The sequence below is a fragment of the Pseudoalteromonas sp. MQS005 genome (assembly GCF_001661605.1).
Taxonomy (GTDB): Bacteria; Pseudomonadota; Gammaproteobacteria; order Enterobacterales; family Alteromonadaceae; genus Pseudoalteromonas; species Pseudoalteromonas tetraodonis.
In genome coordinates, this window is record NZ_LYRQ01000032.1 from 1 (window position 1) to 13,095 (window position 13,095).

Annotated in this window: 9 protein-coding genes and 1 riboswitch; of the genes, 4 read left to right on the forward strand and 5 right to left on the reverse strand. The window is 36.7% G+C overall.

The window, feature by feature from the left end; translation table 11 throughout:
* Positions 1-73: 73 nt before the first annotated feature.
* Positions 74-1,699, forward strand: coding sequence for a methyl-accepting chemotaxis protein (locus A9479_RS12065; protein WP_064663530.1), 1,626 nt, complete (start codon positions 74-76; stop codon positions 1,697-1,699).
* Positions 1,700-1,794: 95 nt separating this feature from the next.
* Here the strand turns inward: A9479_RS12065 and A9479_RS12070 are convergent, their stop codons facing one another.
* Positions 1,795-2,106 carry a hypothetical protein gene (locus tag A9479_RS12070; RefSeq protein ID WP_064663531.1) on the reverse strand — a complete coding sequence of 104 codons (312 nt, stop codon included), beginning with the start codon at positions 2,104-2,106 and terminating at the stop codon, positions 1,795-1,797.
* 178 nt (positions 2,107-2,284) lie between these two features.
* A riboswitch (yybP-ykoY riboswitch) is annotated at positions 2,285-2,386 on the forward strand.
* Between the two features lie 84 nt (positions 2,387-2,470).
* Here A9479_RS12070 and A9479_RS12075 point away from each other — a divergent pair.
* Positions 2,471-3,028 carry a TMEM165/GDT1 family protein gene (locus tag A9479_RS12075; protein WP_024601069.1) on the forward strand — a complete coding sequence of 186 codons (558 nt, stop codon included), beginning with the start codon at positions 2,471-2,473 and terminating at the stop codon, positions 3,026-3,028.
* 106 nt (positions 3,029-3,134) lie between these two features.
* Here the strand turns inward: A9479_RS12075 and A9479_RS12080 are convergent, their stop codons facing one another.
* From A9479_RS12080 to A9479_RS12090, 3 genes are all read right to left on the reverse strand, one after another.
* Positions 3,135-3,659 (reverse strand): DUF6436 domain-containing protein, encoded by a 525-nt coding sequence (locus A9479_RS12080; RefSeq protein ID WP_033104126.1) that lies wholly within the window; start codon positions 3,657-3,659, stop codon positions 3,135-3,137.
* Positions 3,643-5,109, reverse strand: coding sequence for a methyl-accepting chemotaxis protein (locus A9479_RS12085; protein ID WP_064663532.1), 1,467 nt, complete (start codon positions 5,107-5,109; stop codon positions 3,643-3,645). Before A9479_RS12085 ends, A9479_RS12080 begins: the two co-directional genes overlap by 17 nt.
* A gap of 130 nt (positions 5,110-5,239) precedes the next feature.
* A complete protein-coding gene (locus A9479_RS12090; protein ID WP_016899612.1) occupies positions 5,240-5,794 on the reverse strand; it encodes an isochorismatase family protein in 555 nt (184 codons plus the stop codon).
* Between the two features lie 158 nt (positions 5,795-5,952).
* Here A9479_RS12090 and A9479_RS12095 point away from each other — a divergent pair, with 158 nt between their 5' ends.
* Entirely contained in the window at positions 5,953-10,452 is a 4,500-nt protein-coding gene (locus tag A9479_RS12095) for an EAL domain-containing protein (RefSeq protein WP_082918332.1), read from the forward strand.
* 42 nt (positions 10,453-10,494) lie between these two features.
* Here A9479_RS12095 and A9479_RS12100 read toward each other — a convergent pair whose 3' ends face one another.
* On the reverse strand, positions 10,495-11,388 hold the full coding sequence (locus A9479_RS12100) for a cation diffusion facilitator family transporter (protein ID WP_013463085.1): 894 nt from the start codon (positions 11,386-11,388) through the stop codon (positions 10,495-10,497).
* 224 nt (positions 11,389-11,612) lie between these two features.
* On the opposite strand from A9479_RS12100, the gene A9479_RS12105 reads away from it, so the two are divergent.
* On the forward strand, positions 11,613-13,037 hold the full coding sequence (locus A9479_RS12105; RefSeq protein ID WP_064663533.1) for a diguanylate cyclase: 1,425 nt from the start codon (positions 11,613-11,615) through the stop codon (positions 13,035-13,037).
* The last annotated feature ends 58 nt before the right edge of the window (positions 13,038-13,095 follow it).

A 13,095-nucleotide genomic window follows, 5' to 3' on the forward strand; every position in this document is an offset into this window, starting at 1 on the left:
TTTCATATAAAAATTCAGTAAAATTTTTTATCCATATTATACTTTTTTATTATTGCTGTAATTTTGGATAACTATGTTAAACAATTATTCTGTGCGTACCCGTTTAGCCGTGCTTGCATTGCTACCAATTATGATTTTTTTAATTACATCGTTTTTTTCAATAAACACAATGGGAAGGTTAGTAGCAGGGATTGATAGTTTATACGACGATCGTGTCGTACCACTTAAGCAAATTAAACATGTGTCTGATAATTACGCTGTAAATATTGTTGACTTACTTCACAAGTATCGTGCTGAGTCTATTACCAAATCAGAGCTTTTAGCGAATATTAATGATGCTAGAAATACGGCTGATAATGAATGGAAAGCCTACCTGAGCACACAGCTAACAGCTGAAGAAAAGCGCTTAGTAGATAACGTTGAAAGCAAACTAAAGCCCGTGCTTACGCACTTAAATAATTTAATTTTAAGCATTAATAGTGGTGAATTTTTATCACTACCACAAAAGCAATTTGTTTATGAGCTTTACCAACTCTTTGATCCGCTGAGTGCCAGCTACCAAGCTTTAATTGATTTACAGCTTAAAGAAGCGAGTGATTTTAAAGTTAAAGCCGATGAGAATTATCAATTTATAAAATTGATAATGAGTGTGACAATCGCGATATTGATTTTACTGTTACTGATTGTTGCTTACTTTATTTATTCCTCGATACAAAATCCATTAATGTCATTACGCGATACCATAACGCACATTGCGACCAATGCTGATTTAACAGCTCGTGCTGAGGTTCAGGGCAAAGATGAGATTGCAGATACCGCATCTAACTTTAATGATATGCTACTTCGGATCCAAGGTTTAGTAAAAGATATGGCAGGCGCAACGCTGACACTTGCCTCTGCAGCTGAAGAAATGAACTCTATTAGTATTCAGGTTGCCAGTACAGCAACGCAGCAAGAGCAACAATCGGCTATGATTGCAACTGCAATTACTCAAATGAGCAGTGCAATAGAACAAGTTGCTCAAAACGCGCAAACAACCTCCGACAAGGCAACAAGTGCCGACATTAAGGCAGGCCAAGGGCAACAAGCTGTTGCTGATAATATAGAGTCAATAAATACGCTTTCAACTTTAGTTAATACTAATACGCAGCTCATTACAGATCTAAATACACAAACCAATGATATAAACCAAGTTGTTATGATGATTCAAAGCGTTGCTGAGCAAACTAACTTGTTAGCTTTAAATGCAGCTATTGAAGCAGCAAGAGCTGGCGATTCTGGTCGTGGTTTTGCCGTTGTAGCCGATGAAGTAAGGCAACTTGCCCACAATACTCAAAAGGCAACCGCTAGCATTAATGAAATGATCACTAAACTACAAGGCATGGCTCAGCAAGCTGTTAATGCCATGGGTAACGCTGAAAGCAGCGCTAAAGAGAGTGTTGACCATGCTAATTATTCTTCGCAGGTGCTCAGCGAAATTAACCGTGAAGTTACTGAAATTGCAGATATGAATACTCAAATATCAACCGCAACTCAGGAGCAAAAAATGGTCGCAAATGAGCTAAGCAGTAATATTAATGAGTTTAGCGCGAGTATCACGTCGGTTAGCGAAAGCTCACAGCAAAATGCACAGGCATCGCAAGAACTTGCACAGCTTGCGGCAATGCTACAAGGGCAAGTTAATGTATTTAAAGTTTAGGTACTTTCATTTTGCCGCATGTTAGGAGTTATACCTTAAATGAAAGCCTTATTTGCCATCATTTAAAATTATTAATTGATGGCATGCTTGTTACTTTAAGCACTAGTTTGATTTGACAATATATTTATCCAATCACTGGGGTTTGAGAGTATAAACTGATACGAGCTGCCATCTTGCGTGAAAACCTCCATCGCATCAGCTGTTATTGGAACAAGGCCTGCGCCTTTGCCTTTACATTCAACCACTTTTAAAATTGTATCACGGGCAATTGTATATGGTTCTAACCCTAATTTTTCATTAAAAGGTTCAAAATTTAAGTCGGTTTGCGTAATCCAAAACTTTCCGTCCGCTTTCATAACTCCATTTTGAATGGTTGCCATTGTTGATTTAACCACAGTTGATTGCATATTTAAATTCCTTTACACGTGCATATAATTTCAAATTGTTCAACTTCCTTCTGTTTATTATTACAGCTAACTTGATAGCCAAAAGCAAGTTTATTTGTGCACTAACGCCACAAAGCCACCTTTTAAATTTAAAAGTTACCCGCATATATTTACCTGCTTTAAACTTTGTGGGATAATCGCTGCCCTCTTAGGGGAGTAGCCCGCTCAGTAATGAGTAAACTTATCAACATAATTGCACCTCATGTGCATGGTAAGTTTGTAATGTTGTAGCAAGCGTTATCGGCGAGACCTAGGTAGACACTATCCTCATGGCGGGAGATAGCTGTTTGCCTTGGTTTAGTATTCCCGCCTGAAGATTATATTAATGGATATTTTTTTAACCTCTACCGTCACTGTTGCCCTTGCTGAAATAGGCGATAAAACTCAGCTTTTATCTTTACTATTAGCTGCTCGCTTTCATAATAAAATTGCACTTATTTTAGGCATTCTCGCTGCTACTATTATTAATCATGGTTTATCTGCATGGTTTGGTGATTGGCTAAGCGGGAACTTTGCCGTCGAATACTTACCTTGGATAGTCAATATAAGCTTTATTGTGGTAGGGCTGTGGCTACTTATTCCAGATAAAGATGAAGAAGTGAGCCATAAATACGACCGCTATGGTGCATTTTTAGTGGCCTTAATCTTATTTTTTATTGCTGAAATTGGGGACAAAACACAAATTGCAACCGTGTTGCTCGGTGCACAATATCAATCAGTACTTTGGGTTACGCTGGGTACTACAGTAGGCATGTTAATTGCCAATGTCCCTGTTATTTATGCCGGTAAGGCGTTACTAAAAAGAATTCCATTAAATACCGTAAGAGCGATAGCAGCCAGTGTTTTTGTACTGTTGGGTATTTATGGTTTAGTGACTATATAATGATTAAATAACGTTTAAATCACTCTTTAATCGTTAAACAATAAAAAGCGCTTACCTACTTTTATACAAGTTAGTTGTAAGCGCTTTTTATATAAGGGTATATGATTTAGGCGTTATTTACACAATAGCAGCCTTTTGTATCCGCTATTAATAATGATGAGTTAAATCCGGCCTGTAAATTACTAATAACGGTTTCCACAAAGCCACTACCTTGAGAGCATGCCAGCCCTTCAGATAAAGGCCCTGCATAAACAAACTCACCATTTTTATCAATTAAAACGGCGGCAGGTGTGGCAGGGACCACTGACTTTAACTCATTATTTAATACAAAATTTTGCACTTCAACACCTTGGTTTGTAGCAAAGCGTTGCAGGGCTGATAAATGAGGCTGTGCTTGAATTGTACAGCCGCAATTTTCTTGCGTAATAATCACAAGTTGAGCACTGTCTTTGTTTTGCCACAGTACTTGGTTTTTAAATTGCGAAAACCAGTTTTGCTGTTTAAGCATATTACCCTCATCAAAGGGCTTTAGCTGCCCTAGCTGAAAGTAAACAAGTGCCGACACAACAAAAGCAAGCCATATACAAACTAAGCTAATGGTGAAATAACGAGACTTACTTAAATTTTGCAATACTTTGCTCTAATACATCAATACTTACGTCTATCAGCTGCACTTTAGCCGTTAACTGCTCAACTATTTTAGTCTCTTGATACTGGTTTTGGCGCATTTGATCTGTACTCATTGCTATTTGCTCTGTATTTCCAGCCTGTTCGGCAACCACTTGAGCTACTGAGTTAGTGCTGGCAGATACCGCTTGAATTTGATCACTCATTGACGAAATATTCTCTTTCATCGTTGCGCTTATTTTTGTTAAATCAACCACAAATTCTACACATTGATTCATCGACTGAGTTGACGTGCGACTATTATTTACCAGATCAGTAAGCGTAGACGCTATTTTGGTTGTTGTTGCTTGGCTGCTATTTGCAAGCGAGCGTACTTCATCGGCAACAACAGCAAACCCTCGGCCATGCTCACCCGCTCGTGCGGCCTCTATTGCAGCATTAAGGGCTAATAAATTAGTTTGGTCGGCTATGCCTGAAATTTCATTGAGTAAACTAGTAATAACATCCCCAGCGGCCACTAAATGGCTTAACTGCTCTTCAGTGTTTGTTAACAAGGTGAGTAGCTCGGTGCTTTTTCTGTCGGTTTGTAATACTTCTTCCAGCGCAACATTGGCTGATTCAGTAATGCTATTAACTTGTTGTTTTAAAGTATCGCTTTCTTGTTCAACTAACTTAAAACCATGCGCAACTTGTGCGCCTGAATTAGCAATATCATCTGTTTGCGCGTTTCGTTGCTGCGCGCTATTGGCTAACTCATCATGAACATGAATAAGCTCTTTAGAGTTATTTTTTAAAGAGTCTGACTGAACTTGAACTTGCTTAATCACATCTGATAAGTACTCAAGCAAAGTATTAAAACCAACTACCGCTTTGCTTGTTGTGTCATCTGCTCGCATAGAAAGCTTAACTTGATTTGGATCTTGCATTATTTGCTCTGTGGCATAACTTAACGATAGACCCGCACGGCGTTCGCGATTTAATGTTACGGCAATAAAACCAGCTACAAGCGCTTCCACAATGGCATACGCTGCGTGAATAAGCACTGTTGAAAAGGCGAGTCGGTCTGGATCAAATACGTAAAAACCAGTATTTTGTGTTTGCAAATAGTAAAAAGATAAATGGTGTATAGCTACAAACACAATAGCGGTAATAAACACTCGCCACTCTATGAACATTATTAGCATGGCTAAGAAAATGAATATTTCGAAATGCACTTCAATAAGGCCATAGGCTTGTTGAATATGTAAAAATGAAAACATCATAATTGCAGCCGCAACAACATGCGGTGTCATTTTGCTATCGGGTTGGGTTTTTAAAAGCCAAATGGGGAGCAAACATAACGGTAAGCCGACAAGAAATACTTCTGTCAGGGTGCCAAAATAAAGACCAATACCTATAGACTCAATAAACAAAAGACTAAAAATAATTGTGAATAACCGACTTACACTAGACATAAAAACCTTAAATTAATTGTGTTCTAATTTAAACACGTTCAGCTGATATTTAAACTCAAAACAGCTAGCTATTTATTATTTCAAATCAAACAAAGTACAAATTATTTGATTTAAAACCGTTTTTAATGCGCTACTTAACAATTGGTAGTATTTGTTTAAAGGTAGACGTCCCTGCTTTTGTTGTCCATTGAAATATGATGGTCTCTACACAAGAGACTATAGCACCGGCTTGACGAAGCTGTTCTAGTGCAATAGCTTTGTGCTCTGTGTTTCTTGATGCTACTGCATCAGCTGCCACAGTGACCGCATAACCCTGCTGTAATAAATCTAAGCATGTTTGTAACACACAAACGTGCGCTTCAGTGCCAATTACAACTATATGTGGGCGATTTAATTGCGCAAGAGTATCTAAAAACCCCTCTTGTGCACAGGCACTAAAGTTAATTTTTTCAAAATAGCGAGCATTAGGTAACACAGATTTTATTTTCTCATCACTTTCACCTAGTCCTTTTTTATAATGTTCTGTAATTATTGAAGGAATTTGATGAATAGCACTTGCTTTTGCTAACTGCAAAGCACAATCTAGCGTGTCATTAAACGAAGCAATCGCTGGTGCTAACTTACTTTGTAAGTCGATAACTAAAAGTATACTGTGCTCTGCTTTAATATTTCCTGCGTAATTCATACTATGTCCTTACGTTATAACTAGATTAACCTTGTAACAAACAACAAAAACACAACAAACAGTTTACATTTAATGCTTTTTGTAATTTTTGAATTAAACTCATGTTATATTACGCCAATATTTAATACCAACCTTGTTCGTTGTAAGGGTAAGTGCTTTTGAGTAAGTTTTTCTTTATTGTTTATATGTTTTTATTTGTTTGCTCGCAGCATAGCTTTGCTTCACAAACTTATTCAGAACAATTACAACGTATCACTAACAACGAACAATTGTCGCAAAGCTTTATAGTGAAATCACTCCAAGATGACATGGGCTATGTATGGATTGCTACAACTGAAGGTTTATACCGATTCGACGGATACCAAGTCACGCCTTACGAGAGCGAATTGGGTTTAAAAAATAACTACATTAATAGTATTTATAAAGCAATTGACGGCCAAATTCTGGTTAATACTCAACTTGCAGGAAGTTATTTGATTAACCCTAATACCTTGCAAGCAGAGCTAATATATTCAGGGCACTTAAACCAAAATCAAGAAAAGTTCTCTCCTGTTCAGGCTGTTGCTGAACAACCGGCGCATTTTTATTTTTCTATTGATTCGCACATCTACCGATATGGTAAAACATCAAAAGACCTAACACTCATCTCATCTTTGCCCGATGAAAATATGTTTATTAGAGCATTATCATTATACCAAAACACATTGTATATTGGTGCCGATCAGGGGCTATATGTTTATAGCTTTGCCAATAACGACCTACAACAAATAACACTTAACGACATTCAAGAAGTTACAAACGATAGCAACAATGTTAAATTTTTATCCATAGATGATGAGCTCGGTTTGTTAATTGGTACGGTTGAAGGAATGTATCGGATTGCTTTTGATGAAATTAAAAATATAAACCCTTCAGCATTAACAACTTTGATAAGTGACTATAATATTTGGGATTATATAAACACACCGTATGGTGAGTTTATTGCCACAGAAAGTGGGTTATTTGAATTCGATAGAAAAAACACAAGCATTAGCCTTATTTTAAACTTCAAAGATAGTAACTACAACGTAACAGAGAACACGATAAACGATATTATGTTTGATGAGTCGGGCTTACTTTGGTTAGGCTCTAGAACACATGGAATATTTACTTGGGCAGCACAAACAAAAAAGTTTAAAAAAATAACCTTACCTGAAAATAATGTTGTAAACACAATTTACCAAGATAATAGTAAATTACTGTGGATAGGCACTGACGATGGGCTTGTTCAGTATAACTTAGAAACCCAAAAGAGTGACTTATATCTACAATCTAAAGATAGCAAAGCGGTCTATGGCCTATCGGCTATAGGTGATATCTTCCCTGCATATGGCAAAGGCGATAACTACCTATGGCTAGCAACTTTTTCCGGGCTCGATCTCTTTAATAAAGAAACAACAACATTTGAAAAAAACAAATACATTACTCAGTACAAGTTAAATACCGACTATACGTTCGGCATTGCACAAGTTGCACCCGATACTTTTGCTTATATAAACAATGATAACTTTTATATATTTAATGGTAACACAGGCGAAAACCGAGTTATTAATGGACTAAAAGAGCAGGTATCGCCCATGCTTGCATATACGTTTCATACCCCCTCTGAGGCTTTCCCTGGCGAATTACTGTTAAGTACCTCTGACACGCTTTATCGATACAACGAAGAAACAGCGACTTTAATTACTATTTTTAAATCTAAAACAGCAAAAAACAATCTTTACCATACAGTAGAGAATTATTATTACGATGCTAAGCGAGAGCTGCTGTGGTTAGCCACCACCCAAGAAGGCTTAATTGCAGTAAACGCTGAAACATATCAGCAAGTGCATGTATTTGATAAACACAACTCATTAAATACTAACTCTATTTTTAAACTTATTGCAGATAATAAAGACTTTTTATGGATAAGTACTGATAACGGTCTTTATCAACTTAATTTAGATACGCTTAACATCACTACGTACACAATAAAAGATGGCTTAAGTAACAATCACTTTACAGCACTAGCAGCATTAAGGTTACACAACAACGAGTTAGCGTTTGGTAACCGTAGCGGCGTGCTAATGTTTGACCCAGAGCAATTTGATAATGAACAGCGAAAAATCAATAATAACTTAGCAATTACTAATATTAGTTTGTTTTCACAAGCCCTTAATTACTCCCCTTCAAAATACAGCACTGATCCATTAATGCTTAAGCACGACGATATGGGCTTAACGGTTCGGTTTTCAAATTTTGATTATAAAAATATTAATAAAACCTACTACAAAGTTGAGCTTACAGGCCCTTCGTCTTTGAGCTACAACGATTTAAAATCTAACCAGGTGTTTTTTACTAAATTACAACCTGGTGATTATATTTTGTCTGTGTCTACTCAACAGCGAAATGGAGTGATCACAAGTGACCCCATACAGTTAAAATTTAGTGTAGCTTACGCCCCTTGGCAGTCTCCTATTGCATATACTTTATATTTTATTGCTATTGTTGTTATTTTGTTTTTATTTTTCTGGCAATACCGAAGCCGTAAAATTGCAATTGAACAAGCTCACCGCGCCGCTGTGCACTCTAAAACACAAACTGAGCTGGCACTAAAAAGTAATAAAAGCGGTGTATGGAACTATAGCTTTGCAGATAACTCAGTAAATACAGATAGAGGCGCAGAGCTTGGCTACGAGAACTTACCTGAACGCATCGATATAAGTAGTTTTTTTAATATTATGCATCCTGATGAGCGTCGCAGGCTACAAAGTAAATGGAATACTTTTACAAACCAAACTAAGCAAAAACATTGGCAAGCTACTTATCGTTTACGGCACAAAGATGGGCACTGGTTATGGTTTCATGATTTGGGGCAAACTATTTATAATGAAGACACTAAAGAGCCTCTTTATGTGTCGGGTATTTTTACTAATATTACCGAGCAGCTGGCAAACGAACAACAAGCCAAAATATTAGGCGAAGCATTTAGTCAAATAAATGACTTTTTACTTATTTTAGATGAAGACCTCGTGCCATTTTCAGCCAATAACAGCTTTATGGATGTGTTTTCTGATGAAGGCAGAGAGGGGGGTGTTACCTCAAAATTATTTATTAATGCCATTGGGCAAGCTAAGTGTAGAGAGTTTGCAACAATTTTAAAAGCACTTAAACCAAAAGAAAACTGGCGAACAAATGCTTATGTAAAGACCACAAAAGCTGAAAAACACCCTATTCATTTAAGTGCCACAGCCGTTGCTAATGAAAAAGATAAAGTCAGTTATTATGTTATTGTTATTACCGATTTAACAGAGCAGAAACGCGCTGAAAATGAGTTACGCTACCTTGCTAATTACGATGCGTTAACGGGCTTACCTAATCGTAGTTTAATGAATCAAAAAATCGAAAATGCCATTACAAGCGCCGCTAAAGACGATTCGCAATGCGCTGTTATATTTATAGATTTAGATAAATTTAAACCCGTCAATGACTCTTTTGGCCATGCAGTGGGTGACAAACTATTGTGCAATATTACCGAGCGAGTGAGCCAATACTTAGGTGATGACGCTACATTTGGCCGCCAAAGTGGTGATGAATTTTTAGTGTTAGTTGAAAACGTTACCTCAATGGCCTCTTTACAACACACTCTCAACGAAATGAGCAAAGAGCTGGCTAACAAGGTTATTATTGAAGACTTCGCTATTAATATATCAGCCAGTATTGGTATTGCATTGTACCCATACGATGCAACATCGACCGATGCCCTCATACGTAACGCAGATATTGCCATGATGCATGCTAAACAAGCAGGCAGAAATGGATTTCAGTTTTTTAATGAAAAAATGAATGAGCAAATTAAACAAAAGCTTATTCTTGAAAACGACTTAAAAGATGCTGCTAGGGACAATCTGTTTTTTAATCACTATCAGCCTATTGTTAATACACTAGATAAAACAATAAGTGGGGTTGAATTACTCATGCGCTGGGAAAACCAAGGCAAACCGGTTTCTCCCGCTTTATTTATACCTATTGCTGAAGAGACTGGCTTAATTGATATGCTAACTGAGCAAGCATTACAGCGTGCAATTACTGAGCTTGCTCCACTTTTGAACATTAACCCGTTGTTTTACATATCGTTAAATTTGTCTCCAAAACATATTTTAAAGGCCAACATAACGCAGCAGCTCAGCTCCATACTAGAAAAAGCACAGATAAAACCACAACAACTTCGTTTAGAAATTACAGAAAACACGCTATTAGAAGATAAATACAAAGCAGCTATGCAACTAAAAAGCTTACAGGCTGCTGGGTTCAAACTGTTTCTTGATGATTTTGGCACTGGCTATTCATCGTTAACTTATTTGAGTCAATTTCCAATTAATGTGATAAAAATAGATCAAAGCTTTGTTAATAGTATTGGTATTGATAAAGGGGATGAATCTATTATTAAAACGATTTACTCACTCGCTGAAAATTTAGAGTTATATTGCATTGCCGAAGGGGTAGAGACGCGGGAGCAGCTAGAGTTTTTAAAAAATATTGGCTGTCATCAGCTACAAGGTTACTACCTTGCTCGCCCTATGAGTGCTAACGATTTAATGAGCCCGAAGTGCTTCGAAAAAATTATTGATTTGATATGAAACTAAAAGCGACTTAGTTAAGACGCTTTTAGGTTTAACGCATTAGTGTATATGCTTGCATTCGTAGCTTTCTATTTGTAATACGCTGTTGCGCACATTAAATTTATCTGCAAGCAGTTTAATTACCTTTAAGCGGCACTCTTCATCATGTTTTTCTATAGTACAGTGTTGTTTTAGCACAACATGAGCACCAACAATAACCTTTTTGTTTTTACGAACAACAGTGACATTGTGCACATTTGCAACATGTTCCATGGTAGTTATTTCTGTTTCAATATCGGCCACTTTAGGTAACTTAGCTTTATTTGAACGCAACCCCTTGAGACAGCTAATTATGACCTTAATACCGGTAAACAAGACAAAAGACGCAATTAACATGCTCGATAAAATATCAATTACATTCCAGCCTGTTATGTATATAAGTACACCAGCAGCAAAAGTAGAAACCGTTGATATTAAATCAAAAAACGAGTGTAAAAACACGGCATACACATTAATGCTCGCCTTACGGCCTTTATAAAGCACCCATGCCGCTGCGCCATGAAATAAAAAACCAATAGCAGCAATTACCGACATCAAGTAACTATTAATAACCAGCTCATGTCCCCCTTTATGATGCATAAAGCGCTCAGTGCCCTCATATAAAATAAGTGAACTAATGGCTAGGTATAAAACGCCGTTGATCAACCCTCCTATTAGCTCTGCTTTTTGATGGCCATCGTTATAGGTTTTAGCTAAATGAATAGCAAAGCTAGACGCAATGAGAGCAATGAACAAAGAGCTATTATGAACAAATAAATGCCCTGCATCAGCAAGTACTGCAAGTGAGTTTGCGTAATACGCACCCACTAATTGAATCACCATAAATGAGCAGGTAATTGCAAGTGCAATTAACAAACGGCGACGAGAAGCGTGATGTGTGGTTATTTCTGTCATGAAATATAATAGACCTTCACTAAAAATAAAGTAAGCTTATGAAATAAAGCAAATTGGGCAAATACGTAATGATATACAGTCACAATTGTAATACGTAGGCCAAATAAACGCACTAAAAACTTAGTAAAACACAAAAAACTGTACTAAAAATAACTAAGCAGATACAAAAATAATAATTAATTCATAAATATGGTCAGTTATCATATTTTAATGCGGAGAAACCCGTGAGCCATGACTCAAACAATACAATTTGGCAGGTTTTTAATCTAATTAATTTAGCGGTGATTGTTTATGACAATAAAACACATAATTACATCTTAAACCAACATGCCAAAACGTTACTTAACATAAATAGTGACGACGCGCTTAGCAGCGATGTTTTTAACAGTATTACGCTTCGCGACTTTAATGATGATACGGTTGTTACCGTTGAGCAATTATTCACATCTACTATAACAGCTGTTTTATTAGAGTGTGAATTCACGCCTCAGCTTTTAAATGTGAACCACTCAATCATTGATGACTCTGTTTCTATGATCACTTTAGAGCAAGACCATAGTCACGCAGAGCAATATAATTTTGACCATATTATTTCAAAAATATCCACCAAACTAATTGATATTCAAAATGACAATATTGATCAACAAATTAACTTTGCACTCAAAGCCATAGGCACCGTTTGTAAAGCAGATAGAAGCTACTTATTTGAATTTAATACCGATAGTGAAACTTTAACCAATACGCATGAATGGGTGAACACCGGCATAACTGCCTACAAAGATAGGTTGCAAAACGTCCCTAAAGCCGAACTACCCTACTTTTTTGATGTAATGAACTTAACACACCTATTTAAAGTTAATGATGTTGCTCAGTTACCACCGGAAGCGAATTCAGAAAAAGCAGAGTTTGAAGCGCAGAGTATTCAGTCTGTTTTATGTGTTGGCCTGCGCTTTGACAAAGAGCTTGTTGGTTTTATTGGCTGTGACTGTGTTAATACAAAACGCCACTGGAGCAAAATAGATTTAATAAGAATCAAGCTCGTAGGCGAAATTATTAATAACGCACTCAAAAACATAAACTATAAAAAAAAGCTGCAGTTAGCCCAAGAACAATTAATTAACGCTAATACAAAATTAAATAAGTTAGCAAACACCGATGCACTTACTGACATTGCCAACCGCCGATTTTTTGATACTTCCCTGAAGAGCGAAATTAAACGCTCTGCAAGACAACACCAACCAATTAGTTTAATTATGTGTGATATCGACTTTTTTAAGCCCTATAACGACAATTATGGCCACCACAAAGGCGATGAAACGTTAAAACACGTTGCTCGTGCTTTAAAAAGTTTATGTAAGCGTGAGGGTGACATAGCAGCTCGCTATGGCGGTGAAGAATTCGCAATCATTTTACCTGCTACGAATATAGAGCAATGCCATAAATTTGCTTTGTTAATTGAGCAAAAAATAAAAGCTCTTAATATTACGCATGAGTTCTCTCCTATTGCCCCTTACATAACACTTAGCTTTGGTTGCTTTTGTAGTTATCCAAATGCAGATACGCACACAGAAACCCTAATAAAAAGCGCTGACATTGCTTTATATAAAGCAAAGAAAGCTGGCAGAAATCAAATATGTATTTTTGAATAATCTATCTATAAAACCTACCTGCTGTTTTTATAGTACAAATTAAAAACTAATGATAATC